The organism is Nocardiopsis sp. SBT366 (assembly GCF_001083815.1).
GTDB classification, from domain to species: Bacteria; Actinomycetota; Actinomycetes; order Streptosporangiales; family Streptosporangiaceae; genus Nocardiopsis; species Nocardiopsis prasina.
Genome location: NZ_LAVM01000082.1, coordinates 1 through 25027, shown reverse-complemented (window position 1 = coordinate 25027; position 25027 = coordinate 1). Strand labels below are relative to the sequence as shown.

Below are 25027 nucleotides of genomic sequence, written 5' to 3'. Positions count from 1 at the left end.
GGGACGGTCTGAGCGAAAGGGTGGGGGCGGACGTGTACCGGATCGTCCAGGAGTCCTTGGGCAACGTGCTTCGGCACGCTTCGGCGCGACGGGTCCGGGTGCGGCTGACGCGCTCAGCGGACGCGCTCACGGTCACGGTGGAGGACGACGGTCGGCGCGTACCGGTAGGAGCGGAAGGTGACGGCGGGATCGGCCTGGCGGGGATGCGGCAGCGCGCCGAGGAGTTGGGCGGCGTCCTGGAAGCGGGGCGGCGGCCGGGCCGGGGCTGGCGGGTGCGGGCCGTGCTTCCCGTGGGGGGTTCGCGGCCGGACGCGTCGGGCGGTGCCGGAGCGGTGGAGGAGACTCAGGTCGGGGAGGGGACGGGATGATCCGGCTGTTGGTCGCCGACGACCAGCCAGCCGCACGTGAGGGGCTGCGGCTGCTGTTCCGTCCGGTGAGGGACGTGGAGGTGGTGGGGGCGGCGGCGAACGGTCGGGAGCTGGTGTCCATGGCGCGACGCCTGGGCCCGGACGTGGTGCTCACCGACATCCGGATGCCCGGAACGGACGGTGTCTCGGCGGCCCGGGAGCTGTCCGGGCTCTCGCCCGCGCTGCCGACGGTCATGCTGACCACCTTCGACACCGACGAGTACCTGTTCGGGGCGCTCCAGGCGGGGGCGGTGGGGTTCCTGCTCAAGGAGAGTGATCCGGAGCTGTACGTGGAGGCGGTGCGGGCCGCGGCCTCCGGGCAGGGGGTGATCGACCCGAAGGTCACGCCGCGGCTGGTGGACCGGTTCGCGAGGACCTCGCCGCGCACGCCGCCTCGGTTGGTCGATGACCTGACCTCCCGTGAGCGGGAGGTGTTGGTGCTGGTGGCCAGGGGGCACAGCAACGCCCGGATCGCCGGGGAGCTGGGGATCACCCTCGGCACGGCCAAGGTCCACGTGGCCCGGATCCTCACCAAACTGGGGGTGGAGAGCCGGGTGCAGGCGGCCGTCTACGCGTACCGCCACGGCCTGACCACCTGGGCGGACGGTTAGGCACCACTGGTCGCTGTCCCTCGGACCAGAAGGTTTGATGTTCCGCCGATGAACTGCGCCGATGACGGCGCAGAAGAGGGCCGTGGACGGGCGCGACGCGCTCGCCCCGACCTACTGGCGCGCCCCGGATGGACCTGCCCGGCGCTGGGCCGCCGGTAACGACAGCACCGAACGGCCCCGCCCTGAGGGGCCGTTCGTGAGTCGTGTGCGCCGCGCTCGTGGTTGACTTCACTCCGTATCTTCCTCATGACCCTCGGTGTTATCGGGGTCGAGTCGATCGGAGTCCGATGTCGAAGTTCCCTCTGCTGGCCGGGGTCACCCTCGCCCTGCTGGTGACTGCCACCGCCACCGCCCCCGCTCACGCCGAGCCCTCGGACTGTCCGGTGCTGTCCCCGCCGCCCAGCGCGGAGGACCTGGAGCGCTACCTGTGCGGCGACTCCCGTCTGGGTCCGTCCGAGCTTCCCCAGGACGGCCCCGTGGGAACCCTGGTCGAGGGGTACGACCGGCTCGGTGGTCTGACCCCCGTGGAGTTCCTGGACCGCTGGTGGACCGTGGAGGGCAGCTGGGACTACCCGGAGCACGACGGTTTCGTGGTTGTCGACGGACAGCCGGTGAAGGAGCTCCAAGAGCTGCCCTCGGGCTGGATGCTGGACCGCTTCGGCTCCCCGTGGGGCTCGTTCCTCGCCCCGGCCGGTGCCTCCTACGAAGAGCGCGCGCTGCCGCCCAACTCGCTGAACACGTGGCCGGACGGGCCCGAGCACAACTACAACTGCTACGAGGTCACCGAGCCGGTCACCGCGTGGGTCGGCCCGATCGCCCCGCACTTCGAGCAGCCCGGCGGCGGCGAGCAGCTGCTCGTTCCGGCCGAGGAGGTTCCCGAGGCCGAGGGGGAGGGCAACGTGCCCGTCAACGACCTCCTGGAGTGGGGCTACCTGGAGCAGCGTCCCACCGAGGAGTGCGTCCTCGCTGACGGCTACGACCTGGGCGCCTAGCCAAACGCGCCGCCGCCTTCGTGGCGATCGCCCGGCTCCAGAACTTCGGGCCGAAGCAGAGAGGGAGTGCTGCCGCTGGGGCTGGGTGACGCCCAAGGCACAGCACACCAAAGCGGAGGCGAGCCCGGAGCAGTTGGTGGGACGCGATCGTCACGTGGGCGGTTCCGCAAACCCCCTCGACGCGGACGGCGATGTTCCCGCACGCGAGACCGGGCCCGGCCGTCTGGATCCGGGCCCGCCTCCTCAACCGGCCTGGGGCGGGTCCGTGCCCAGCACGTCGATGGCGTGCTTACGGTGCTCGGCGAAGAGCCGCACCGCGGTCGGGGCGTCCCCGGCCCGCAGGGCCGCGACGAGGTCGGCGTGCTCACCGGGCACGTGCTCCAGGTAGCCGTCGCTGTTCGCGCGGATCCTGTTGACCAGGAAGAGGTGGACCTGGCACCGGATGGCCTGCCACGCCTGGTGCACGCGGCGGTGGCCGCTCGCGACGTAGACCGCGTCGTGGAAGGCGATGTCGCAGGCCGCCATCTCGTATTCGTCCTCGGCGCGCTCCATGCGGGCGGCGGCGGCCTCGATGGCCTCCAGGTCCTCGCGGCTCGCCCTCCGGGCCACCAGCCCCACGGCGAGGTTCTCCAGCGCGTCGCGCAGGCTGTCGAGCTCGGCGATGTCCTCGGCCGAGAGCTCGGTGACGGTGGCCCCGCGGTGCCAGGCGCTGCGTACCAGCCCCTCGGTCTCCAGGCGCATCAGCGCTTCGCGCACCGGACCCCGGCTGACCTCCAGTTCCGCTGAAAGGTTCGTCTCGCGCAGCTGGGTTCCGGGCGGGTAGGAGCCGTCGAAGATCGCCTCACGCACACGATCGGCGACTTCGTCAGCCAGGCCTCGGCGGCGTACGGGTGCCACACGTGTCGGTTCGCTCATTGCCCCCTGCTTCCGTCAATGTCCTAATGTTAACATCCGGACAATGGGTGCCGGAGCCGATCCGCACCCCGTCGCGCCGTGAAGACTGGAGACCGAATATGACCGTGCTCGACTCCCCGATCCCGCGTTTCCACCTGGCCGTCCCGGTGGACGACATGGACGCCGCCCGCCACTTCTACGGAGACGTCCTGGGCCTGGACCAGGGGCGCAGCAGCGACACCTGGATCGACTGGAACCTTCAGGGTCACCAGTTCGTGACCCATCTGTCCCCCGAGCAGAACAAGCGCATCCACAACCCCGTGGACGGCCACGACGTCCCGGTGCCCCACTTCGGGCTGATCCTGACCGTGGCCAGGTTCCAGGAGCTCGCCGAGCGCCTGCGCGCCGCGCACACCGACTTCGTCATCGAGCCCTACGTTCGTTTCCAGGGCCAGCCCGGGGAGCAGTGGACGATGTTCCTGCTCGACCCGGCGGGCAACGCCCTGGAGTTCAAGGCCTTCGCCGACGATTCCCAGGTGTTCGCGGTCTGAGGTGCCCTGGGAACGGCGTCCGTCCACCCACACCAAGTTGAGGAGTCGACCATGAAGGTGTTCCAGATCGGTGCCGCAGGGGGCGTGGGCCAGCCACTGGCCCGCGTGCTCATCCAGCGCGGGGACCAGGTCAGCGGCATGTACCGTCGGCCCGAACAGGCCGAGACCGTACGTGCCAGCGGGGCCGTGCCGGTTCTGGGGGACCTGATCGCCGACACCGTCGGGCAGCTGGCCGACAGGTTGGCCGGTCACGACGCGGTGGTCTTCTCCGCTGGGGCCCACGGGACGGGCACGGACCAGACCTCCGCCATCGACGGCGACGGTCTGAAGAAGGCCGCCCAGGCCGCCGAACAGGCCGGGGTCAGGCGCTTCGTCCTGGTCTCGGTGTTCCCCGAGGCGCTGCGCGGGTCAGCTGAGCCCTCCCCGGGGTTCGAGCACTACGCCGCGGTGAAGAAGGAGGCGGACGCCTACCTGGCCGCCAGGGAGCTGGACTGGGTGATCGTTCGTCCGGGCACGTTGACCAACCAGCGGGGCGGTGGGCTGGTCACCGCCGGACCGGCCATCGTCTACGGGGATGTCGCCCGCGAGGACGTGGCGGCGTTCATCGCCGCGGTCCTGGCGGAGCCCGCTTTGAACCGGCAGATCGTGGAGCTGACCAGTGGCACGGAGCCGATCGAGCGGGCCGTGAGCCGTCTGGCCGAAACGCGTCGCGCCTGAGCCGTGCCCGGCCGGACACCGCCGCTCAGACGGTCCGGCCGGGCACCGTCGCGTCCATGCTCCGCGCCCGAAGGACGGCCGAGAGCAGGCCGGGGAAGCGCCCCTCCAGGTCCTCGGTGCGCAGTCGGCTCATGCGGGAGGTTCCCTCGTAGTGCTGGCGGATGACGCCCGCCTCGCGCAGGACCCGGAAGTGGTGGGTCGAGGTGGACTTGCTCACCGGTAGTTCGAAGGCGATGCAGGCCATGTCGTCGTGGCCCTGGGAGAGATCGTGGACGATGCGCAGCCGGATCGGGTCGGACAGCGCGCTGAGCACGTCCTCCAAGCGGATCTGGTCGGTCTCGGGGTGCTCGCACTGTCGCCCCTGGGTGGCGCGGGCGGCCTTGGCCATGCTCCGACCTCCTTTCCGTTCGGCTGGCATCTCAATGTACGAAGACGGTCGTAGTTTGACAAGCGCCGTAGTACGACTTGTACCGTACAAAGGTCGGTCCCGCCGACACCCGAGACCGCCTACGCGAAGGAACGCCTGTGAGCACCCTGTTCACCCCGCTGAAGCTGCGGGGGCTGGAGATCCCCAACCGCGCGTGGATGTCCCCGATGTGCATGTACTCCGCACAGTCCGAGGGCCCCGAGACCGGCGTGCCGACCGACTTCCACCTGGCGCACCTGGCCGACCGGGCGGCGGGCGGCCTCGGCCTGGTCATGGTCGAGGCGACCGCGGTGCGCCCGGACGGGCGGATCAGCCCGTGGGACCTGGGCCTGTGGAACGACCGGCAGCAGGAGGCCTTCACGCGGATCACCGCCGCCGTCCGCGCCCACGGTGCGGTGCCCGCCATCCAGCTCGCGCACGCCGGACGCAAGGCCTCGGTGGACAAGCCCTGGCTCGGCAACCGGCCCGTCGCGCCCGCTGACGGCGGATGGACCACGGTCGGGCCCAGCGCCGAGCCGTTCCACGACCACCCCGCGCCCGCCGAGCTGACCGTCGAGGAGATCGGGCAGCTCGTGAGCGACTTCGCCACGGCGGCCGAGCGCTCCCTCGCCGCCGGGTTCGAGGTCGTGGAGGTGCACGGAGCCCACGGCTACCTGCTCAACTCCTTCCTCTCCCCGGCCGCCAACCACCGCACCGACGCCTACGGCGGCACCCTCGAGAACCGCATGCGGTTCCCGTTGGAGGTCGTCGAGGCCGTGCGGGCGGTCTGGCCCGAACACCTGCCCGTGCTCTTCCGCACCTCCGCCACGGACTGGATCTCGGAGAACTCCGAGGACCCGCGTGAGGGATGGACCGTCGAGGACACGGTGCGCCTGGCCAAGGAACTCCAGACCAGGGGAGTGGACCTGCTCGACGTGTCCAGCGGCGGTATGGTCCACGACGCTTCCATCCCCGCCGCTCTCGACTACCAGGTGCCCTTCGCCGAAAGGGTGCGCCAGGAGACCGGGCTGCCCACTGCGGCGGTCGGCCTGATCCTGGAGCCCGCCCAGGCCGAGGAGATCGTTGCGTCCGGTCGCGCCGACGCCGTGTTCCTGGGGCGTCAGCTCCTGCGCGAGCCGTACTGGGCCCACCGTGCGGCCGATGAGCTGGGCGCCGAGTCCCGCTGGCCCATCCAGTACGGCTACGCCGTGGGCCGCAGCAGGAAGTAGTGCCGACCCGGTTCCCCTGCGGTGCAGGGGGCATCGCAGGGGAACCGGGGGCCGTCCCCGGCACGGCCAGGGTCCACGTCACTCGGATTCTGGCCAGGCCGGGGATGGTTGTTTGCTGAGAATCGGCCCTGGTCAGGGGCGACGTCCGGTGGTCATAGGAGTTCCCGGTACCCGCGATGCCACCGGGTTGACGAGCCCAGCCACGGCCACGCTGGCGCCGATCGAGTTGTCGGCCAGAAACGGCGGTGCGCGATGGATCCTACGGCCGGGTGAAGGTCATGTGAGTGACGCCGCTGGGGGTGGTCACCGACTCGACGTGGAAGCGCTCCTCCAGCCCTTCGAGTTCGTCGAACAGGCGCTCGCCACGGCCGAGGACGATCGGGACGACGGCGATGTGCAGATGGTCGATGAGGTCGGCCGCGAGGAACTCGCGGACCGTGGTCGGCCCACCACCGATCCTCACATCCAGCCCGCCTGCGGCCTCCTGCGCCTGACGGAGCACCTCCTGGGGCGGCGCGTCGACGAAGTGGAACGTGGTGCCGCCCTCCATCGTCACTGGGGGGCGGGGATGGTGGGTCAGGACGAACACCGGTGTGTGGAAGGGCGGATTCGAACCCCACCAGCCGTTCCAGTCGTCGTTCTCCCAGGGGCCACGCTGGGGGCCGAACTTGTTGCGGCCCATCACCTCCGCCCCGATGCCGATGTCCCAGGTGCCAGCGATGGCGTCATCGAACCCCGTGCTCCCGCCCGGATTGCCCTGCATCCGCTGGAAGGTCCTGGTCGGGAAGAACCACTCATGGAGCCGCGAACCAGCGTGGCCGAACGGGGTGTCGAGACTCTGCCCCGCACCGGTGGCGAATCCGTCGACGGAGATGGAGAAGTTGTGGACCCTCACGCGTGACACTGCGGGGACTCCTGCCCTCGAAGGGATGTGACTGCGAACCGGAACCGCTGACCAGAGCCTGGGCTCGGTGACAGCAGTATGCAGTCACTGGAGTCGGGTATGCGAGACGAACCGCTGTCCGGATGCGGGTCAAAACGGTGATGGAGTCACTTGGGGGCCGGTCGAGCCTCACTGTTGGGCTGGGAACCTTCGCCGGTGCGGAGGTTCCCACCCTGTGCTTGGCGTCGGAATCAGGCGAGGCGCAGGAACGCGGCCCATTCCGAGGTGGGGAAGGCCAGGGTGCCAAGCCCCCTGTTCTGAGTGTCGCGGACAGCGGCACCGCTGGGCAGGTCGGCAACCTCGACACACTCTCGCGCGGTGTTGCTGTAGGTGGACTTCCGGAACCGGGCCACCTCCACGCAGTTCTGCCGGGGCTGGCTGTAGGTGGACTTGCGGAAGGCAGCAACCTCCACGCATTCCCGCGCGGTGTTGCTGTACGACGACTTGTGGAACGTGAGTTCGTGGGCGTGGGCGTGCACGGGTGAGTCCTCCGATGGGGGATGGGGGTACTACTTCACTCATGCACCGTCCTGCCCACGATTACACCCCGAGTTCGGAGGAAAACGTCCCGTACTGGTGGCCACCTGCGGCCACACTGAGCCGGGCGGTGCAGGCGGCCGTAACCAAGGCGTACGTGATCCGCGACGGGGCCCTGCCGCCGATCGACCGGACCGCCGCCGACCGGCTCTTCTGCTCAGAAAGCACATGAGGCCCGGCATGAAGATGCGTGGGCCGTGAACCTCGGCCACCGCGCGCCCTGGCCCTCCGCTGACAGGGCGACAGGAACCATGAACATGCGGCCCGGGGGATCGTTCCGTGACTGCATAACATGAGGTCAGGCTGCACGCGCATGCCATGTCACTCGGGAACTCGGAGAGCGCTGCCATGAAGTACACCGTCTCGATGGAGATCGCCCTGCCGCGGGAGAGGGTGGCGCAGTTGCTCGCCGACCCGGCGCACATGCCGAAGTGGCTGCGGGGCCTGGTGCTTCACGAGCCGCTGAGCGGGGGGCACGGGCAGGTCGGTACCAAGTCGCGGGTCGTGTTTCAGACGGGCAAGCAGAGGATGGAGTGCACCGAGACCGTCACGCGCCGGGAACCGGCGGACCTGCACGGGATCCCGGAAGGGCAGGTTGTTCACTTCGATCGCGAGATCGTCGGCGAGGGGATGTGGAGCGCGGCGCGCGACCGGCTGACCGAAGCCGGTCCGGGGACGACGCTCTGGGAGAGCGAGAACGAATACCGGTTCAGCGGTGTGATGATGCGGTTGGTGGGGCTCCTGATGCCCGGAGCCTTCCGCAAGCAGTCGCTACAGCACATGCAGGACTTCAAGGCTTTCGCGGAGCAGGGAGAGGACGTCCGCGAAGCGAAGGACTGACTACGAGCAGAGTTCGTTTCCCGATGGGTGTGGAGTGGGTCAGTGACGGTGGGTCGCCCACTGAGTCCTCTTCCTGCCGCATCTCGGAGATTTAGGACCAGTACCGCTTGGGTGGTCTCTGCGCCCTTTATCGGCAGTGGCTTAGGCAGGATGTTCGAGTTCTTCAGTTGGGCGATGGGTCGCGAACTGGCTCATGCAGGGGCCTGGCTACGGTCACACCCCGAATTCGCCGTCAAACGTTCCGCACTGGCAGCAAACTGTGGTCACTCCCGGCTGACGTTGTTGACTTCCGCTCACTCGGCCCGGTCGAGTGCGTTGGATGCATGCGGAAGGGGCTCTGACCGTCACGGTCAGGGCCCCTTTCATGCTCTTCAGATCTATCGCTCAACCGAACGAACCGTGGCCAGAAGGGACTGCCACTCGTGTTCATCCCCGAAAGTGAGGTGTCCGAGGTGCCTGTTCTGGGTATCGCGCATAGCCGCACCATTCAGGAGGTCGGCAACCTCGACGCAGTTGTCCCCTCTGCCGCTGTAGGACGATTTCCGGAAGTGCAGGTCAGTGGATGAACGCATAGTCGTCCTTGCTAGATGAGTGATTCCATGTACCGGACCGAGGCTCCTGGCGACTCTGCTGAACTGCATATATGGCCGAAGATGCCGACGTAGTTCTGGATCGCCTCGGGTTGCTCCAGGTACAGGTCCTCGGTCGCGGTCTCTATGTACACCAGAGGCAGGTCTGCTGGGTCTGGGAAGTCCAAGAGCATGAAGGCCCCCTCCATCGCAGCGTGAGCCCCGGCCTCGTCCCGAATGACCTGGATGTCGATGTTCGGCCGCTCAGCGATGGTGATGAGATGCTGAATCTGGGTCGCCATCACCTCAGGGCCGCCAACGCGCTTGCGCAACGCTGCCTCGTCGATCACCGCCCATACGCGCGGCGCCGACTCCGCTGCGAGGATCTCCTGTCGTCTCATCCGGCCTGCAACTTTGCGCTCAATGTCCTCATCGCTGAGTACGCGGCTTCCACGCAGGACCGCAGCAGCGTAATCGGGAGTCTGGAGTAGCCCGGGAATCAGCAGGGCCTCGTAGGTGCGGATCATCGAGGCGCCGGATTCGAAGTCCGCTAGTCCTCCCCGGAGGACGTCCTTGAAGTCGATCCACCAGCCTCGCCGTCGTGACTCACTAGCCAGAGACACGATGGCCTCTCGCATCTCGACGGACAGCTTGTAGACCTCAGCGAGATCCTTCATGTCGCGGACGCTCGGGAGCTTCCACTCGTTGCGCTCCATGCGAGAGAGCTTGCCGCTGGACCAGCCAAGCTCCTTGTTCACGCTCTCGATCTTGAGATTGCGTTCCTCGCGCATCCGTCGAAGCAGCGCGGACAGTCGGCGCCGTCTGGCGCTCGGGCTGTACCTGCTGTCGGCCACCATGTGTCACCTCCTGGCCTGCCTGATCATAGGCCAGCCAATGGGAATCAGACATATCACCCAATTGTGAATCGCATCTTGTGAAAAGCATGACACGTATCGCATGATGGTTATCCGCATTCATCTATGCCGCCCTCGTCCAGCGGCACCCGAACACCAGGAGCCGCGCTATGCCGCGATACCTCAACCTCTCCGAGCTGGCGCACGTGCGCTGGCTGGCCTCGGAAGCAAGGCGCCGCCGTCGCCCCCGCAAGGCAGCACGCGTGCGCGACTACGCCTCAGCACTCCAGAGCCTCAAGGGGACAGCACCGTCGAACTCCTCCCGGCGCCCGCTGATCCCCTCACCTCGACGCCCGATGGACACCGTCCCCCTGGACGTCCTGCGGGACCTGGTCTCCGCACTCCAGCGGCTGGCGGTGGCGTTCTGATGCTCGACACCTACACCGGTGACCTGCTCGCCGTCGCCAAGGACGCCCTCCAGGCCCCCGAGCACCTCTCGCCCCAGGAACTCTCCGACTGGTACTCCCACACCCTCCGCAACCGGCTCCCCCTGATCCTCGAAGCCCTGGGCATCGCCTGCGAGGAACAGGACATGGAGCTGGCCACCCAGATGATCGACCAGGCCATCGCGGAGCACCCCACCACCCGGTCCACGCCCAAGCTCCCGCTCCGGCGCCCGTACGGAACTCCACCCACCGGCGGGCTCCTGGTCCCCGAGCGGGTCCTGTGCGATCTCCTCTACCGGCACTGGGCGATGACCATCGAGGGCACCGAGCCGAACCAGAAGTTCGTGGCCCGCCGCCCCTTCGGCTGGAAGGGGGAGGGCGATCCCTTCGAGCGGATCACCGCGTCCACCCGCCCGGAACTGCTGCGGCTGCTCGCCCACCGCCACCTCGGCACGGGCGACTCCTCGTCCGGCACCAAGCCCAAGCCCGGAACCCCCGAACCGCCGAAGGTCTGAAGCCGACCACCCAAGACCCCGCGTGCCCGCTGAGGTACCTCGCCCCCCGAGCGATCCGGTGGGCGCGCGGCCCACACTCGTCCTGCTCCTGGTCGGACCGACCGGCTCAACCCCGCGTCAGAACCGAATCCGAACCCGCCAGCGCCCCCTGGGCGCACGAAAAAGCTCTGGCGGGTGCACCACCACCCCCAGAGCAGGCCGACACTCACCCCCGAAAAAGAAGGAACTGCCGACATGACCATTGTGCCGCACACTCCCGCCCCACTCCACTCGGTGACCGCGACCGCACCCTCCGCAGGACTCCGCTGGCCCTTCCGTGTCTACCCGGGCGACCTCTCCCAGGTTTCGCGCGTGCGTTCCGAACTGGCCGCAGACCTGGGCAGGTTGGCCGGGCTGGCACCCCAGACCGTCGCCGACGTCATCCTCTGCGCCAGTGAGTTGTTCGCCAACGCCTGCGATCACTCCCTCTCCGGTGAGGACCCCGAAGGCCAGGTGATCCGAACCCTGCACATGCCCACCGCCACCACCCTCAAGGTGGTGATCATCGACGACGGCACCCGATCGGACACCGCCGGTCGCGCCGACGCCGCCGATCAGCTGGGACCGAAGCTCCCGCACCAGCGCACCCCCAACGAGTGGGACGAGGCCGAGCGAGGCCGGGGCCTGTTGCTCATCCACCACCTCGCGAGCCGCTGGGGCACCCGCTCGGTGCTGGACTTCCCCTTCTGCGCCGGGCTGGGCACCGTCGCCTGGGCCGAGTTCACGCTCCCCGGAGACCAGCCATGACCGACTTCGACACCGGCACCGGCCCTGACACCGACACCCGGCTGAGGTCGGTACTGGACGCCCCCAGGGGGCACCGCTTCTCCCGCCCCGGCGAAACGAGCACCCGCATCCGCACCCACTCCCGCATCCGCACGCACACCCCCACCGGAGAGCCCACCACTCATCCCGGATCCGGGGACGCCGCCCACCCTCCCGGGCCGGACGGCTGGTTCGGCTCGGAGACCCAGCAGGAGCGGGAACGGCGGCTGCTGCCCCAGATGGTGGGCAATCCCAGGGTCGCCCACCGCCTCCGGTACGGGCAGCTCCCGCACTGGGTGATCGTGGCCCGCCAGCACCGCGAGCGGGCCGCGCGCGAGGCCAGGGAAGCGGCGGAGATCGCCGCCAGGGAACCGGTGCCCGAACCGCCCGAACCAGCGCGCGGCCGTCACCGGGCCCCGCTCCGGTGGTCGGGCTGGCCCGCCCTGGCCATCGGCGCGACCCTCCTGTGCGGCCTCCAAGCGGGGGTGGCGATCGGAGGAGGGCTCGTGCGAGCCGCCGGGGCACTTCCCGCGACGAACCTTCCCCCGGGCTGCCTCCCGTTCCCCTGACCGACCCCCGGTCTGCGTCCCCCGCCCTCGGCGAGAACAGCAGGCCCGCCCCGGACACGTGCGTGTCCGGGGCGGGCCCCTGGCGTCCGACCAGGTTCGGGGAGGCGCGTCCTTACAGGCGGTCCCAGGCCTCGGTGAGGACCTTGCGCAGAATGCGCTCGATCTCGTCGAAGTGCTCGGGGCCGCAGGTCAGCGGCGGCGACAGCTGGATCACCGGTTCGCCCCGGTCGTCCGCGCGGCAGATCAGCCCCGCCTCGAACAGCGCGGAGGAGATGAACCCCTTCAACAGGGTCTTCGACTCCTCGGCGGAGAAGGTCTCCTTGGTCTCCTTGTCCCGGACCAGCTCGATCCCGTAGAAGAAGCCCTCGCCGCGCACGTCGCCGACGATCGGCAGGTCCAGCAGCCGCTCCAGCGTGGCCCGGAGCACCGGTCCGTTCTCACGGACGTTGTCGAGGATGCCCTCGCTCTCGAACAGGTCGAGGTTGGCCAGCGCGGCTGCGGCGGCAACGGGATGCCCGGCGAAGGTGATCCCGTGCAGGAAGGCCGCGCCCTCCTCCTGGAAGGGCTCCATCAGCTTGTCCCGCGCGATCAGCCCGCCCAGCGGCACGTACCCGCTGGTGGCGCCCTTGGCGAAGGTGATCATGTCCGGCACGTAGCCGTACTTCGTGGCCCCGAAGTACTCGCCCAGCCGCCCGAAGGCGCAGATGACCTCGTCGGAGACCATGAGCACCCCGTGGCGGTCGCAGATCTCCCGCACCCGCTGGAGGTAGCCGGGCGGCGGCGGGAAGCAGCCGCCCGAGTTCTGCACCGGCTCGACGTACACGGCCGCGATGGTCTCGGGGTCGTTCTGGAGGATGGCCTCCTCGATCTGGTCCGCCGCCCAGCGGCCGAAGGCCTCCGGGTCGTCGCCGTGCACGGGCGCCCGGTACAGGTTGGTGTTGGGCACCTGGATGGTGCTGGGGACCAGGGGTTCGAAGGGGCTCTTGATGGCCTGGAGGCCGGTGATGGACAGCGCCCCCAAGCTGGTGCCGTGGTAGGCGATGTTGCGGCTGATCACCTTGTGCCGGGTGGGCTGGCCGATCGCCTTGAAGTACTGGCGGGCCAGCTTCCACGCCGACTCCACCGCCTCGGAACCGCCACCCGTGAAGAACACCCGGTTGAGGTCGCCCGGGGCCAGCCCGGCCAGCCGGTCGGCCAGCTCCACCGCCCTCGGGTGCGCGTAGGTCCAGATCGGGAAGTAGGCCAGCTCACGGGCCTGCTCGGCGATGGCGTCGGCGATCTCCGTGCGCCCGTGGCCCACCTGGGACACGAACAGCCCGGACAGGCCGTCCAGGTACCGGTTGCCGTGGTCGTCGTAGACGTACTCGCCCTCGCCCCGGGTGATCACCGGGACCTCGGCTTCGTCGTAGGCGGCCATCTCGGTGAAGTGCATCCACAGGTGGTCCCGGGCGGCCCGTTGCAGGTTCTCGGAGTTCAGACGCGGTTCCACTCGGCTCTCCAAGTTCTCTGGGTGATGAGGGGGCAGGCACCGGACCGAGGTTCGGGCACCGTGCGCACCCCGCGCCGCCTACTCGACCCTGTGCGCCCTGCTCAATAGAAATAGTCGCATCTGCCGGGGGTCTGTCAAGTATTCCGTCGAGTAATCCAATCTTCACAACGGAATCCCTTGGGAATGCTTGAAGTCACCCCGTGAGGGTGGCAATGTGACCAGTCACAGGCCACACACACCCGCGCGCCCGCTGCGCTCGAACCCAGGGAAGCCGCCGTGACCCAAGGGCCCGAAACCGTCCACCTGCGCAACTTCGTGGACGGTGCGTACGCTGACACCGTCGAGGGGCGCCGCAGCGAACTCGTCGACCCCGCCACGGGACGGGTCTTCGCCACCGCGCCGGTCTCGGGAGCCGAGGACGTCGACGCCGCCTTTCAGGCCGCGCGCCGCGCCTTCGACGGAGGCTGGCGGGACTGGACCCCGGCCGAACGGCAGATCGCGCTCAACCGGTTCGCCGACGCCGTCGAGTCCCGCGCCGACGAACTCGTCGCCGCCGAGGTCCGCAACTGCGGCAAGCCCGTCGGCCTCACCCGCAGCGAGGAGATCGGCCAGGTCCTGGACGCCCTGCGGTTCTTCGCCGGGGCCACCCGCAACCTGGAGGGCCGGGCCGCGGGGGAGTACCTGCGCGACCACACCTCCTGGGTCCGCCGCGAACCCCTCGGCGTGGTCGGCCAGATCACCCCGTGGAACTACCCCATGGCCATGGCGGCCTGGAAGATCGGCCCGGCCCTGGCCGCCGGGAACACGATCGTGCTCAAGCCCTCGGACACCACCCCGGTCTCCACGCTCCTGCTCGCGGAGATCGCCGCCGAGTTCCTGCCCGCCGGGGTGTTCAACGTGGTCTGCGGCGACCGCGACACCGGCCGCGCCCTCGTGGACCACCCCATCCCCGCGCTGATCTCCCTCACCGGCTCCACCCGGGCCGGATACGAGGTCGCCCAGGCCGGATCACGCGACCTCAAGCGCCTCCACCTCGAACTGGGCGGCAAGGCCCCGGTGATCGTCTTCGACGACGCCGACGTGGAACGCGCCGCCGAGGGGATCGCCGAGGCCGGGTTCTTCAACGCGGGCCAGGACTGCACGGCGGCCACCCGCATCCTCGCCGCCCCCGGCATCCACGACGACCTCGCCGCCGCCCTCACCGAGCAGGCGCGCGGCACCGTCACCGCCGGGCCGGACCGCCCCGACGCCGCCTACGGCCCCGTCAACAACGCCGACCAGCTCGCCCGCGTCACCGGATTCCTGGAGCGCACCCCCGACCACGCCGAGATCCTCACCGGCGGCGCCCGCGTGGGGGACCAGGGCTTCTTCTACGCGCCCACGGTCGTCTCCGGGCTGCGCCAGGGCGACGAACTGGTCACCGACGAGATCTTCGGCCCCGTCCTGACCGTCCAGCGCTTCACCGACGAGGACACCGCCGTGGCCTGGGCCAACGCCGTGGAGTACGGCCTGGCCTCCAGCGTGTGGACCCGGGACCACGCCCGCGCGCTGAGGGTCTCGCGCCGCCTCGACTTCGGCTGCGTGTGGATCAACACCCACATCCCCATCACGGCGGAGATGCCGCACGGCGGGTTCAAGCACTCCGGCTACGGCAAGGACCTGTCCACGTACTCGTTCGAGGAGTACACCCGGGTCAAGCACGTCATGAGCTACATCGGTCCCTGACCGGGGCCGACCAGCCCCCGAACCCGACAGAACCCACAGGAACCCCCCATGGTCACCACCGCGAACAGCAGCACACAGGAGCCGGTGACGGCCCCGGAACGGCCAGGCCCGGCGATCAGCCTTGAGCGCGTGGTCAAGGCCTACCGGTCCGGCCCGGAGACCGTCCGGGCCGTCGGCGGCGTCGACCTGGAGATCGACCACGGCGAGTTCTTCTCGCTGCTGGGCCCCTCCGGATGCGGCAAGACCACCACGATGCGGATGATCGCCGGGTTCGAGGAACCCACCGAGGGGGTCGTTCGCCTCTCCGGCCGCGACGTCACCGGGGTCGCGGCCAACCACCGCGACGTCAACATGGTGTTCCAGAGCTACGCGCTCTTCCCGCACATGAGCGTCGCCGCCAACGTCGCCTTCGGCCTGGAACGCCGGAAGGTCCCCAAGCAGGAGATCCGCCGCAGGGTGGAGGAGATGCTGGAGCTGGTCGAACTCGGCCACCGCGCCAAGCACCGCCCGGCGCAGCTCTCCGGGGGACAGCAGCAGCGGGTCGCCCTGGCGCGGGCGCTGGTCAACGAGCCCGGCGCCCTCCTGCTCGACGAGCCCCTGGGCGCCCTGGACCTCAAGCTCCGCCAGTCCATGCAGGTCGAACTCAAGCGCATCCAACGCGAGGTCGGCATCACCTTCGTCTACGTCACCCACGACCAGGGCGAGGCCCTGACCATGTCGGACCGGGTAGCCGTGATGAACAACGGTCTCGTGGAACAGCTCGGCACCCCCGCCGAGATCTACGAGCGCCCCGCCACCAGGTTCGTGGCCGACTTCATCGGCACCAGCAACCTGCTCACCGGGACCGTCGGTGAGGCCGACCCGGCGGGGCACCACCGGGTCGACCTCGGCCAGGGCCTCACCGCGCTGGTCGCCGAACTCCCCAGGGGAACCTCGGCGGGCGCGTCCACCCACCTGACCGTGCGCCCGGAGAAGGTGCGGATCGGCACCGAACGCCCCGAGGGCGACCTCTGCGCGCTGCCCGGCACCGTCACCGAGACCGTCTACATGGGCGCGGCCACGCACTACCAGGTGGCGCTGGCGAACGGCTCGGAGATGACCGTCTACCAGCAGAACTCCACGGACTCCGCCCTGGTGGCCGGGCGCGGCGACCCCGTCTGGGTCTCCTGGTCACCGCGCCACTCGTACGCGCTGCCCGTCTGAGCCACACCCCTCCGGACCACCCACACTCCGTATCTGGACCAGCCTCACTCCACCTGACTCCCCAGCCCGGTCCGACGCTCGGACCACCTCATACCCGGGCCAACCCAGGCTCCGGGACCACCCCACACCCGGGCACAGCGAACCCCACCAGCCTCACCCAGCGTCCACACACGACTCCACAGGCACCACCCCCACCTGGCCCTCCCCGCTCACCGGCCTCCCGCACTCACGGCACACCCCAGATCCGAAGTAGGGAACGACGACATGACCCACCCCTCCCGCGCGCACCTGACCCCGGCACTCCTGCGCGGACTCACCCGGGCCCGGCGCGGACGCCCCGTCCTGCCCGCGCCGCTCGGCCCGACCCGTCGCCGCACCCTCCAGGCCGGTGGCGCCGCCGCCGCGGCGCTCGCCCTGTCCGGCTGCGGGGTGGGCGGACAGCAGCGCGAACCCGAGTCCGGCGCCGACTACTGGGTGGACAAGGAGGAGACCGGATCGCTGCGCTGGGCCAACTGGCCGCTGTACATGGACCCGGACCGCACCCAGCTGGAGCAGTTCAAGGAGTCCACCGGCATCGACGTGGCCTACCACGAGGACGTCCAGGAGGCCGCGTCCTTCTTCGGGCAGATCCAGCCGCGCCTCGCCAACGGCGACGACATCGGCTACGACCTCATGACCGTGCCCAACGGGTTCGAGTTCAGCAAGCTCGTGGAACTCGGCTACCTGGTCCAGCTCGACCACGCCCAGATGCCCAACTTCGCCAACTACGCGGGCGAGGTGTACAAGAACAGCAACTACGACCCCGGCAACCGCTACAGCGTCCCCTACGCCTCCGGCATCACCGGGATCGCCTACAACCCCGAGTACGTCGACCGCGAGATCACCAGCCTCCAGGACCTGTGGGACCCCGCCTTCGAGGGCAAGGTCGGCATGTTCGCCGACCCGCAGGAGATCGCCAACTTCGGACTCCTGGCCAACGGCGTCCTGCCCGCCGACTCCACCAAGGAGGACTGGGAGGCCGCCGCCGAGAAGCTCCGCGAACAGCGCGACTCCGGGGTGGTGCGCGCCTACTACGACCAGGACTTCATCCAGCCGCTCACCAACGGCGACCTGTGGATCACCATGGCCTGGTCCGGCGACATCTACCAGCAGAACTCCGAGGAGGGCACGAACCTGAAGTTCGTCATCCCGGAGGAGGGCGCCACCCTGTGGACCGACAACCTGCTGATCCCCTTCACCTCGCAGGCACCCGTCGACGCCCTCAAGCTCATGGACTTCCTGTACGAACCCGAGATCGCCACCGGGCTCACCGAGTACATCAGCTACATCCCGCCCGTGCCGCACGCCCAGGAGGTCATGGCCGAGTGGGCCGAGGCCGAGAACGGCAGCGACCGGGGCGAGGCCCTCGACGCCATGGCCGAGAGCACCCTCGTCTTCCCCGAGGAGGGCGACTACCAGAACCTGCACAACTTCGTCACCCTGGAGACCGACCAGCAGGACGAGTTCGCCTCGATCTTCCAGGCCATCACCCAGAGCTGACCGCTCGACCGAACCCGAGCTGATCCCATGAGAAACCGAAAGACGACGCCCTACGTCCTGGTGCTCCCGGCGTGGATCTGGCTGGCGCTGTTCTTCGTGGTCCCCATCGTCGGAATGCTGTCGCTGTCCCTGACCACCGGAAACGTGGTCACCGGCTTCCAGCAGACCTTCGAGGTGGGCAACTACGTCACGGCCGTCGGCACGTACTGGGAGCAGATCCTGCGCTCCCTGTTCTACGGCGGCTGCGCCACCCTGGTGTGCATCGTGGTGGGCTACCCCATGGCCTACTGGATCGCCTTCCGCGCCGGGCCGCACAAGTCCACGTACCTGCTGCTCATCCTGCTGCCGTTCTTCGTGTCCTTCGTGCTGCGCACCATCTCCTGGCGGTTCCTGCTGGCCGACAACGGCGTCGTCCTCGGAACCCTGAAGTCGGTGGGGATGCTCCCCGCCGACGCCCAGGTCCTCAACTCCGCCCCCGCGGTGGTGCTGGGCCTGGCCTACAACTTCCTGCCGTTCATGGTGCTGCCGATCTACGCCGTCCTCGAACGCATGGACCCGCGCCTGGTCGAGGCCGCGCACGACCTCTACGCGGGCCGCGTCCAGGCGTTCGTGCGCGTCATCCTGCCGGTGTCCCTGCCCGGAGTGTTCGCCGGCGTGCTGATGACCTTCATCCCCACGAGCGCCGACTACGTCAACGCCTCCGTGCTGGGCGGCACCCACAACACGATGATCGGCAACGTCATCCAGACCCAGTACCTGGTGAACAACAACTACCCGATCGCCGCGTCGATCACCTTCGTCCTCATGGGACTGCTGCTCGTGGGCATCTTCAGTTACGCGCGGGCCCTGGGCACGGAACGGGTCATGGAGGTGCACACGTGATGAGCGCCAGCCTCGACACCCCCGCGCCGACGCCACCGGGCGCGGCGACCAACCCGGGTCCCCGCCCGCGCCGCCGCACCGACTGGGGCCGCTACTACACCTGGCTGGTCCTGGCCTGGCTGTTCACGCCCATCGTGTTCATGGTGGCGTTCAGCTTCAACGACCCCGCCGGAAAGCACAACATCACCTGGCAGGGCTTCACCCTGCACTGGTACGCCAACGCCTTCGCGCATGGCACGCTCAACGAGGCCATGTTCAACTCGGTGAGCATCGCCCTGCTGAGCATGGTGATCGCGGGCGCCCTCGGCAGCCTGCTCGGGCTCGCCCTCGGCCGGTTCTCGTTCCGGGGCAAGCAGCTCACCAACCTGGTGATGTTCTCCGCGATCAGCGCCCCCGAGGTGGTGCTCGGCGCCGCCCTGTTGTCCACGTTCCTGATGATGAACGTGACCACCGGCTACTGGACCACCGTCATCGCGCACGTGATGTTCTGCGTGTCCTTCGTGGCCATCACCGTGCGGGCGCGGGTGGTCACCCTGGACCCGGCGCTGGAGGAGGCCGCACGCGACCTCGGCGCCGGTCCGTTCACCACGTTCCGCCTGGTCACCCTGCCCATGCTGTTCCCCGCCATCATGGCGGGCGGGCTGCTGGCCTTCGCGTTGTCCATCGACGACTACATCATCACCACCTTCGTGAGCGGCGACGTCACCACGTTCCCGCTGTGGGTCTGGGGCTCGACCCGCGTCGGCATCCCACCGCAGGTCAACGTGATGGGCACCCTGCTGTTCGGGGTCGGGCTGATCATGGCGGTGGTCAACGTCGTCATGGCCCGCCGACGAAGGTGAGCGGCGGCCGGACCCGCGCACCCCATGCTGGAGGAACCGGCCGCCGAATCCCCGGCGGCCGGTCCGACGACGAGAGACGAGTGAGAGCCTTGGCCGACACCACGCGCGCCGCAGCGGAACGCGCCCTGGAGGGCGCCCGGCCCCGGGTCTTCTGGCTGGACCCGGACGTCCCCGGACACGAGGTCCCCGAACCCGCCCCGCGGCTGGTGGGCGACGTCCACGCCGACCTCGTCGTGGTCGGCGCCGGGTTCAGCGGACTGTGGACGGCCCTGGTCGCCAAGGAACGCGATCCCGAGCGCGACGTCGTGGTGGTGGAGGCCCGCAGCACCGGCTGGGCCGCCTCCGGGCGCAACGGCGGGTTCTGCGCGGCCAGCCTCACCCACGGCTACGAGAACGGCGCCGAGCGCTGGCCCGAGGAGATCGACGAGCTCGAACGCCAGGGCCTGGCCAACCTCGACGCCATCGAGGAGACCGTCCGGCGGTACGGCATCGACTGCGAGTTCGAGCGCACCGGCGAGACCCTCGTGGCCACCGCCCCCTGGCAGGCCGCGGAGTTCGAGGAGGCGGCCGAGGCCATCAGGGCCCAGGGCGGCACCGCGCACGTGTGGGACGCCGAGGAGACGCGGCGGCACATCGACTCACCCACCTACGTGGGCGGCCTCCACGACCCCGACGGCGTGGCCATGATCCACCCCGCCAAGCTCGCCTGGGGCCTGCGCTCCGCTGGCGAGGGGCTGGGCGTGCGGTTCTTCGAGAACACCCCGGTGCGCGCCATCCGCTCCGTGCCCGCCGGGCTACGGCTGGAGGCGCGGTCCGGGACGCTGCACGCGCCCAAGGTGGCCTGGGGCGGCGGCGCGTTCCCCGGCCCGCTGCGGCGCCTGCGGCACTACCTCGCCCCGGTCTACGACTACGCGCTGATGACCGAACCCCTCACCGACGAGCAGATGGCGTCGATCGGCTGGAAGGGGCGCCAGGGGCTCTCCGACTCCGCCAACCTCTTCCACTACTACCGGCTCACCGCGGACAACCGCATCCTGTGGGGCGGCTACGACGTCGTCCACCACTACGGCGGGAAGGTGCGGCCCGAGTACGACCAGCGGCCCGAGACCTTCCAGAAGCTGGCCGAGCACTTCCTGGAGACCTTCCCGCAGCTGAGCGGTATCCGGTTCGGGCACACGTGGGGCGGGGTGATCGACACGTGCAGCCGCTTCTCGGTGTTCTTCGGCGAGGCTTACGGCGGCCGACTCGCCTACGCGGCGGGGTACACCGGCCTGGGCGTGGGGGCCACGCGGTTCGGTGCCCAGGTGATGCTGGACCGGCTCGACGGGCTGGACACCGAGCGCACACGGCTGCGGATGGTTCGGGAGAAGCCCCTTCCGTTCCCGCCCGAGCCGGTCAGGTCGCTGGGCATCGAACTCACCCTCAGGGCCACCGCCGCCGCCGACCGCGACGAGGGACGGCGCAACCTGTGGCTGCGCGGCCTGGACTCGGTGGGGATGGGCTTCGACAGCTGAGCGGCGGCCCGCGGCCGGGCCCAGAGGCCGATCCGGGCACTCCCGCACACCCGGCCGGAAAACGGCCGTTTCCGGCAAGGATCGGAAAGTCTGTACCAAGGGTTGTCATGTGGGGCGATGAGGGCGGCGTGGCGTGCGCGCCGCCCGACCGGCCGGGGCGAGGATGGTCATCGGGCCGCAGAGGGGTCGACGAAGGTGACCGGACCCCTCCCGCGGCCCGCCCCACCTCCCCGGTACCCACCGCGTGGCCGCCCACTGGCCCAAGTCGCAGGCCGCGCGGTGTCAGACGCATTCGGCGCCCGTACTCCGGTACGGGCGCCGAACGCGTGCGATCACCGGGGTCGAGAAACATCCGAACACGAACCCGCACTCAGCCGGATCCTGTGACGGGTGTTCCCTGCGGCGATCACCAGCCCCGCCAGGATCGCCTCTCCTTCTCCGTCATGACCGCCGGTCCGCCCGGCGAGCCCTGATTCATCCAGTCCGAGATGTCGTTGTTGCCGACGAAGAGGTTGGCCGCCATGCTCCGCACCTGGTCCGGGCGCAGGCGGAAGGACCACCCGACGTTGTCCTCCAGGGGCACGACCAGGACGGTGCGGTCGGGGCCGACCATGGAGGCCCGGTCGGCGATCACCACCACCCCCTCACCCGGCTCCTCGTCGTCCTCGCCTTGGCGGACGACCGCCATCACCTGTTCCGGTGTGGCCCCCGCGAAGACCGGGTCGTCCACGATCTGCACGAAGGGGCCGTATTCCTCGGGGGTCTCGATCTGAGGGTCGAGGCGGTCCGCGTCCGCCGCGAGCGCGGCCCAGGCGTCATCGTCGCTGAAGTCGGTGCGCACGAGCAGCCCCGAGTTGTCCTGGGTGATCACGGGCAGGGGTGCGGCGGGAGCCTGGTAGAGGGGCGGAGCCGCCGCGGTCTCCAGGACCTCGCCCATCACGTCGGATCCGTCCAACCAGTCCTCGTAGGACTCGCCGGGTTCGAGTTCCACCTCGGCGGCGCCGCAGTCCCTGTGGTGCTCCAGGGTGTCCTCGATGCCGGGGCGGTGCATCACCAGGTAGGTCATGGCCGCCTGGCGGGGCGTGACGCGGAAACGGTAGAGGTCGTCGTCGCCGGGGAGGAAGGCCATGAGCGGGCGCAGGGCGGGATCGCGGGTGGTGCCGCGGTCGGCGATCAGGACCAGGTCGGGAAGCCAGGTGCCCTCGCTGCCCAGGGACTGGGCCACCTCCTCGGGGACGGCGCCCCGCCAGGCGGGGTCCTGTGCCACGAGCAGGCGCCGGGGGATGGGCCCCCGCTCCGGGGGCAGGGGCTCTCCGGGAGTGTGGACGACCATGCCGGGCAGTTCGCCCATACGGTCGAGCACGTCGTTCCAGGCGTGGTCGTCACAGTCGCCGCGGACCAGCAGCGCGCCGGGCACGCGCTCGGTCTCGTCCTGGTGCGATGGGGGCAGGGTGGGGCGTGTCAAGGGGGTCTCTTCACGGTCGTAGCGTGCGGTCCGTTCCCTTTTAGCAGGAGGGGCCGACGAACCGGCGCCGCCACGGGCCCGCGTTCGGACGATGCCCACCGGTTCCCGGAGCGGGTGGTGGGCGGTCCTCCCTGTGCGTGAACCCGGCCGGGTGGTGTGGGGTCCGTCCCCCCAGCACGTGAACCCGGCCGGGTGGTGTGGGGTCAGCGCGTCAGTGCGCGATCCCTGGTCTCGGTACCTTCCAACCCCAACGCCGAGTCACGCAAGACGCGCTGTGGGCTGAGAGGGGATCCTTCCAGGAAGCCAGAACCCTTCACGAGAGGAATCGCCGCACAGCTCAGGCCAAAGAGGATCCCCGCGATCATCGGTTGTGGAAGCTTCGCGCCACGCGGGGTCAATGCTCTGTCGCTTGCGACCTGCGCAACTCGCACCGGACTGCTCACGTCCGAGAGGGGGCGTGGACGACCTGCCACCGTGGCTGATCAGAAGTAGTAGTTGACGTTCGCCATGCTGACCGGGCTTTGGCTGCGCACCCGAATCTCCACAGTGGCGATGGTGTTCGAGGTCCAAGGAATGGTCGCGGTGCCGCTCTGACCACACCCGAGGTTCGTCCACGAGCGCGGGTGATAGCTTCCCATTCGCCCTTGCACGCAAGCGATCTGGTTGCTTCCGCTCACCACGTTCCAGGAGACGGTGCGCTGGGTGACACCCGGTGCGCTGGTCCAGGTGCACTGCTTCGAGATCGGCCCCCAAGCCCCGCCCGGCAGCGCAGATGCCTTGGAATTACACAGTGAGGCGGATTCCGCAGAAGCGGGAGCGAACTCAGCGTCTTGCGGAATCGACACGGCGCTCTGTGGTGCGGTGGAGGCGCCCGCCGCAGGCGCTCCCATGAGGGTCATGGGGATGGCCAGTGCGGCGGCGAGCACGCCGATCTTCGAGAGACCGGCGGTGAAGGCGGTGGGGGAGATGTGTCGGCGCATGAGCACCCTTCCGGCTCGGGAACTTCGATCACGGCCGACGCTAGGCACTTGTCGGTGGCGGTGTCGACGAAGGTCAAGAAACCGTGCGCACCAGGTCAAGGAATGCACCCGAATCCCGATCTGATGCGCGAGTTCACCCCTCAGCGCGTCCGGGACGCACGTCCCTGGGAGAGACGCCGTAGACATCGCGGAACGTCCGGCTGAACACCGCGGCGCTGGAGAACCCCCACTTCCGCGCGATCAGGTAGACGGGAACGTGCGCCAGGGCCTCCTCGGCCAGGTCCTGTCGGGCGCGGGCCAGTCGGCGCTTGCGTATCCACGCTGAGACGGTGTCGCCCTGTTCCTGGAAGATCCGGTGCAGGTACCGGACCGAGATGTGGTGGGCGGAGGCCACCGTGAATGGGGTCAGCTCCGGATCGCTCAGCCGCTGGTCGATGAAGCGCTTGATCCTCAGCAGGAGAGTCTGTCTTCGCGTCTCCGGGGGCAGCAGGTTCTCGGCCTCCAGTGCCTGGGCGAACATCCCGGAGAGCAGGTCACACAGAACCGTGGAGAGGCGGTCGACGTCGCTGGGGCCGTGGATGGTCGGGTCGTTCACCAGGGTCCGCAGGAAGTTCTTGGTCAACGCCCCGTATCCGGAGGAGGCGGAGAACTTGGCTCCAGCGATCCGGCCCACCAACTTCGAGGGGAGCGGTAGCCGGGACCTGGGGACCTCCAGCCCGATCCCGTGCTGTTCCACGTGTCCGCTGCACGCGCGTATGGAGAACGGGGTGGACGAGTCGATGACGCTGATCTCGTTCGCTCCCACATCGATCGACGTGCGGCCGAACCGGCCGTCCAACCGTCCGCGGAAGATCAGGGTCAGGTGGAGGTTCTCCGGGTCCGAGCCCCGGATGAGGGGTCGTGTCCTGGTGAAGACCACGGGTCGGAAGACGCTGGGCCAGAGCAGGACCCCGTCCAGGTCCAGGAGCTTCTGGTAGGCCTGGAACGTGTCGGGTTCGTCGCTGCTGAGCACCAGTGGGGCGTGCGTCCTTGCCACGCACTCCTGCCAGTACCCGAGTCGCTCCGCCGGGGGGATGTCCCGGGTGTGGAACACGGCTTCGATCACCAAGGGCTCCTTGTTGGGGGAATTCGTCAGAGTTCCATTCTGATCTGTCCTGTTGTGGTCAGGCCGGTACCCGCATCTCTGCGCTTCCGGTCAGAACGGAGGTCGAGGGGCCACAGCTGAATTCTGGAGTAGTGCCCTTCGACCTCCGTCAGCGGGTGCGCCAGGGACGCTCGTCGCGCGGACCCCGTGGAAAAGGAAAGACCCCGGCCCTGACGGGCGGGGTCTGCGCGGGGACACCGGCGGAGAACGGTCACGCTCAGCTGGGCGGTTCCGCGGCGCGCTGTTGCTCGTTGATGCGCAGGGCCTCCTCCAGCTGGTCCTCGAGGATGATGATCCGGCAGGCGGACTCGATCGGTGTCCCCTCGTCGACGAGTTCGCGAGCGCGGGAGGCGATCTTGA

Annotated in this window: 27 protein-coding genes and 1 pseudogene; 17 read left to right on the top strand and 11 right to left on the bottom strand. The window is 69.3% G+C overall.

Features of this window, described 5'->3' with window-relative positions; translation table 11 throughout:
* The 3 genes from ADX84_RS20870 to ADX84_RS20860 all read left to right on the top strand — a co-directional run.
* The coding region (locus ADX84_RS20870) for a sensor histidine kinase (RefSeq protein WP_234004109.1) at positions 1–368 on the top strand (368 nt) is incomplete at its 5' end.
* Positions 365–1018: a response regulator transcription factor gene (locus ADX84_RS20865; protein ID WP_049578123.1), complete on the top strand. Its 654-nt coding sequence runs from the start codon at positions 365–367 to the stop codon at positions 1016–1018. The genes ADX84_RS20870 and ADX84_RS20865, both read left to right, overlap by 4 nt.
* A 287-nt stretch (positions 1019–1305) precedes the next feature.
* Positions 1306–2010, top strand: a complete 705-nt coding sequence (locus tag ADX84_RS20860; RefSeq protein WP_049578121.1) for a TNT domain-containing protein — start codon at positions 1306–1308, stop codon at positions 2008–2010.
* 243 nt (positions 2011–2253) lie between these two features.
* Here the strand turns inward: ADX84_RS20860 and ADX84_RS20855 are convergent, their stop codons facing one another.
* Complete coding sequence (locus tag ADX84_RS20855) at positions 2254–2925, bottom strand: GntR family transcriptional regulator (protein ID WP_049578119.1); 672 nt, start codon at positions 2923–2925, stop codon at positions 2254–2256.
* 98 nt (positions 2926–3023) lie between these two features.
* Here ADX84_RS20855 and ADX84_RS20850 point away from each other — a divergent pair, with 98 nt between their 5' ends.
* Positions 3024–3455: a VOC family protein gene (locus tag ADX84_RS20850; RefSeq protein WP_049578117.1), complete on the top strand. Its 432-nt coding sequence runs from the start codon at positions 3024–3026 to the stop codon at positions 3453–3455.
* A 51-nt stretch (positions 3456–3506) separates the two neighbouring features.
* On the top strand, positions 3507–4172 hold the full coding sequence (locus tag ADX84_RS20845; protein ID WP_049578115.1) for an NAD(P)H-binding protein: 666 nt from the start codon (positions 3507–3509) through the stop codon (positions 4170–4172).
* A gap of 25 nt (positions 4173–4197) precedes the next feature.
* On the opposite strand, the gene ADX84_RS20840 is transcribed toward ADX84_RS20845, so the two are convergent.
* Positions 4198–4560: a helix-turn-helix transcriptional regulator gene (locus tag ADX84_RS20840; RefSeq protein ID WP_049578113.1), complete on the bottom strand. Its 363-nt coding sequence runs from the start codon at positions 4558–4560 to the stop codon at positions 4198–4200.
* A 137-nt stretch (positions 4561–4697) separates the two neighbouring features.
* Here ADX84_RS20840 and ADX84_RS20835 point away from each other — a divergent pair, with 137 nt between their 5' ends.
* The gene (locus tag ADX84_RS20835) at positions 4698–5807 is read left to right on the top strand and encodes an NADH:flavin oxidoreductase/NADH oxidase (protein WP_049578111.1); all 1110 of its coding nucleotides are present in this window, start codon (positions 4698–4700) and stop codon (positions 5805–5807) included.
* Positions 5808–6066: 259 nt separating this feature from the next.
* Here the strand turns inward: ADX84_RS20835 and ADX84_RS20830 are convergent, their stop codons facing one another.
* Together ADX84_RS20830 and ADX84_RS20825 are read right to left on the bottom strand one after the other, a co-directional pair.
* Complete coding sequence (locus ADX84_RS20830; RefSeq protein ID WP_049578109.1) at positions 6067–6711, bottom strand: dihydrofolate reductase family protein; 645 nt, start codon at positions 6709–6711, stop codon at positions 6067–6069.
* A 230-nt stretch (positions 6712–6941) separates the two neighbouring features.
* The gene (locus ADX84_RS20825) at positions 6942–7229 is read right to left on the bottom strand and encodes a DUF397 domain-containing protein (protein WP_156208149.1); all 288 of its coding nucleotides are present in this window, start codon (positions 7227–7229) and stop codon (positions 6942–6944) included.
* A gap of 406 nt (positions 7230–7635) precedes the next feature.
* On the opposite strand from ADX84_RS20825, the gene ADX84_RS20820 reads away from it, so the two are divergent.
* Complete coding sequence (locus tag ADX84_RS20820; protein ID WP_049578134.1) at positions 7636–8127, top strand: SRPBCC family protein; 492 nt, start codon at positions 7636–7638, stop codon at positions 8125–8127.
* A 377-nt stretch (positions 8128–8504) separates the two neighbouring features.
* Here the strand turns inward: ADX84_RS20820 and ADX84_RS25760 are convergent, their stop codons facing one another.
* Positions 8505–8699, bottom strand: coding sequence for a DUF397 domain-containing protein (locus ADX84_RS25760; protein WP_082206669.1), 195 nt, complete (start codon positions 8697–8699; stop codon positions 8505–8507).
* An 11-nt stretch (positions 8700–8710) separates the two neighbouring features.
* A complete protein-coding gene (locus ADX84_RS20815; RefSeq protein WP_082206667.1) occupies positions 8711–9553 on the bottom strand; it encodes a helix-turn-helix transcriptional regulator in 843 nt (280 codons plus the stop codon).
* A 167-nt stretch (positions 9554–9720) separates the two neighbouring features.
* Here ADX84_RS20815 and ADX84_RS20810 point away from each other — a divergent pair, with 167 nt between their 5' ends.
* The 4 genes from ADX84_RS20810 (at position 9721) to ADX84_RS26770 (ending at position 11884) form a co-directional block, all read left to right on the top strand.
* Positions 9721–9978, top strand: coding sequence for a hypothetical protein (locus ADX84_RS20810; protein ID WP_049578106.1), 258 nt, complete (start codon positions 9721–9723; stop codon positions 9976–9978).
* Complete coding sequence (locus ADX84_RS20805) at positions 9978–10511, top strand: hypothetical protein (protein WP_049578104.1); 534 nt, start codon at positions 9978–9980, stop codon at positions 10509–10511. The genes ADX84_RS20810 and ADX84_RS20805 overlap by 1 nt, the downstream gene beginning before the upstream one ends.
* Before the next feature lie 234 nt (positions 10512–10745).
* Complete coding sequence (locus ADX84_RS20800; RefSeq protein ID WP_049578102.1) at positions 10746–11297, top strand: ATP-binding protein; 552 nt, start codon at positions 10746–10748, stop codon at positions 11295–11297.
* Complete coding sequence (locus ADX84_RS26770; protein ID WP_234004108.1) at positions 11294–11884, top strand: hypothetical protein; 591 nt, start codon at positions 11294–11296, stop codon at positions 11882–11884. The genes ADX84_RS20800 and ADX84_RS26770 overlap by 4 nt, the downstream gene beginning before the upstream one ends.
* A gap of 112 nt (positions 11885–11996) precedes the next feature.
* On the opposite strand, the gene ADX84_RS20790 is transcribed toward ADX84_RS26770, so the two are convergent.
* Positions 11997–13373: an aspartate aminotransferase family protein gene (locus tag ADX84_RS20790; protein WP_049578100.1), complete on the bottom strand. Its 1377-nt coding sequence runs from the start codon at positions 13371–13373 to the stop codon at positions 11997–11999.
* A 276-nt stretch (positions 13374–13649) separates the two neighbouring features.
* Between ADX84_RS20790 and ADX84_RS20785 the strand changes: the two genes are divergently transcribed.
* The 6 genes from ADX84_RS20785 to ADX84_RS20760 all read left to right on the top strand — a co-directional run bounded on the left by ADX84_RS20785 (position 13650) and on the right by ADX84_RS20760 (position 21078).
* Positions 13650–15098 carry a gamma-aminobutyraldehyde dehydrogenase gene (locus tag ADX84_RS20785; RefSeq protein ID WP_049578098.1) on the top strand — a complete coding sequence of 483 codons (1449 nt, stop codon included), beginning with the start codon at positions 13650–13652 and terminating at the stop codon, positions 15096–15098.
* 48 nt (positions 15099–15146) lie between these two features.
* Positions 15147–16301 carry an ABC transporter ATP-binding protein gene (locus ADX84_RS20780; protein WP_049578097.1) on the top strand — a complete coding sequence of 385 codons (1155 nt, stop codon included), beginning with the start codon at positions 15147–15149 and terminating at the stop codon, positions 16299–16301.
* A gap of 264 nt (positions 16302–16565) precedes the next feature.
* Positions 16566–17840: a PotD/PotF family extracellular solute-binding protein gene (locus tag ADX84_RS20775; protein ID WP_199776655.1), complete on the top strand. Its 1275-nt coding sequence runs from the start codon at positions 16566–16568 to the stop codon at positions 17838–17840.
* Positions 17841–17867: 27 nt separating this feature from the next.
* On the top strand, positions 17868–18722 hold the full coding sequence (locus ADX84_RS20770; RefSeq protein ID WP_049578096.1) for an ABC transporter permease: 855 nt from the start codon (positions 17868–17870) through the stop codon (positions 18720–18722).
* The gene (locus ADX84_RS20765; protein WP_049578094.1) at positions 18722–19564 is read left to right on the top strand and encodes an ABC transporter permease; all 843 of its coding nucleotides are present in this window, start codon (positions 18722–18724) and stop codon (positions 19562–19564) included. The genes ADX84_RS20770 and ADX84_RS20765 overlap by 1 nt, the downstream gene beginning before the upstream one ends.
* Positions 19565–19653: 89 nt before the next feature.
* Positions 19654–21078, top strand: a complete 1425-nt coding sequence (locus ADX84_RS20760) for an FAD-binding oxidoreductase (RefSeq protein WP_049578091.1) — start codon at positions 19654–19656, stop codon at positions 21076–21078.
* Positions 21079–21484: 406 nt separating this feature from the next.
* Here ADX84_RS20760 and ADX84_RS20755 read toward each other — a convergent pair whose 3' ends face one another.
* The 4 genes and pseudogenes from ADX84_RS20755 to ADX84_RS20745 form a co-directional block, all read right to left on the bottom strand.
* The gene (locus ADX84_RS20755; protein WP_049578089.1) at positions 21485–22543 is read right to left on the bottom strand and encodes a DUF6924 domain-containing protein; all 1059 of its coding nucleotides are present in this window, start codon (positions 22541–22543) and stop codon (positions 21485–21487) included.
* Positions 22544–23025: 482 nt separating this feature from the next.
* Positions 23026–23523: a hypothetical protein gene (locus ADX84_RS26110; RefSeq protein WP_156208148.1), complete on the bottom strand. Its 498-nt coding sequence runs from the start codon at positions 23521–23523 to the stop codon at positions 23026–23028.
* 133 nt (positions 23524–23656) lie between these two features.
* Entirely contained in the window at positions 23657–24628 is a 972-nt protein-coding gene (locus ADX84_RS20750; RefSeq protein WP_156208147.1) for a helix-turn-helix domain-containing protein, read from the bottom strand.
* Between the two features lie 256 nt (positions 24629–24884).
* Positions 24885–25027, bottom strand: a pseudogene (locus ADX84_RS20745) (MerR family transcriptional regulator); the annotation flags it as partial.

Coding starts and splice junctions, on each gene's coding strand:
- ADX84_RS20865 (WP_049578123.1), top strand. CDS start 365: ATGATCCGGCTGTTGGTCGCCGACGACCAGCCAGCCGCACGTGAGGGG.
- ADX84_RS20860 (WP_049578121.1), top strand. CDS start 1,306: ATGTCGAAGTTCCCTCTGCTGGCCGGGGTCACCCTCGCCCTGCTGGTG.
- ADX84_RS20855 (WP_049578119.1), bottom strand. CDS start 2,925: ATGAGCGAACCGACACGTGTGGCACCCGTACGCCGCCGAGGCCTGGCT.
- ADX84_RS20850 (WP_049578117.1), top strand. CDS start 3,024: ATGACCGTGCTCGACTCCCCGATCCCGCGTTTCCACCTGGCCGTCCCG.
- ADX84_RS20845 (WP_049578115.1), top strand. CDS start 3,507: ATGAAGGTGTTCCAGATCGGTGCCGCAGGGGGCGTGGGCCAGCCACTG.
- ADX84_RS20840 (WP_049578113.1), bottom strand. CDS start 4,560: ATGGCCAAGGCCGCCCGCGCCACCCAGGGGCGACAGTGCGAGCACCCC.
- ADX84_RS20820 (WP_049578134.1), top strand. CDS start 7,636: ATGAAGTACACCGTCTCGATGGAGATCGCCCTGCCGCGGGAGAGGGTG.
- ADX84_RS25760 (WP_082206669.1), bottom strand. CDS start 8,699: ATGCGTTCATCCACTGACCTGCACTTCCGGAAATCGTCCTACAGCGGC.
- ADX84_RS20815 (WP_082206667.1), bottom strand. CDS start 9,553: ATGGTGGCCGACAGCAGGTACAGCCCGAGCGCCAGACGGCGCCGACTG.
- ADX84_RS20810 (WP_049578106.1), top strand. CDS start 9,721: ATGCCGCGATACCTCAACCTCTCCGAGCTGGCGCACGTGCGCTGGCTG.
- ADX84_RS20805 (WP_049578104.1), top strand. CDS start 9,978: ATGCTCGACACCTACACCGGTGACCTGCTCGCCGTCGCCAAGGACGCC.
- ADX84_RS20800 (WP_049578102.1), top strand. CDS start 10,746: ATGACCATTGTGCCGCACACTCCCGCCCCACTCCACTCGGTGACCGCG.
- ADX84_RS26770 (WP_234004108.1), top strand. CDS start 11,294: ATGACCGACTTCGACACCGGCACCGGCCCTGACACCGACACCCGGCTG.
- ADX84_RS20780 (WP_049578097.1), top strand. CDS start 15,147: ATGGTCACCACCGCGAACAGCAGCACACAGGAGCCGGTGACGGCCCCG.
- ADX84_RS20775 (WP_199776655.1), top strand. CDS start 16,566: ATGACCCACCCCTCCCGCGCGCACCTGACCCCGGCACTCCTGCGCGGA.
- ADX84_RS20770 (WP_049578096.1), top strand. CDS start 17,868: ATGAGAAACCGAAAGACGACGCCCTACGTCCTGGTGCTCCCGGCGTGG.
- ADX84_RS20765 (WP_049578094.1), top strand. CDS start 18,722: ATGAGCGCCAGCCTCGACACCCCCGCGCCGACGCCACCGGGCGCGGCG.
- ADX84_RS26110 (WP_156208148.1), bottom strand. CDS start 23,523: ATGCGCCGACACATCTCCCCCACCGCCTTCACCGCCGGTCTCTCGAAG.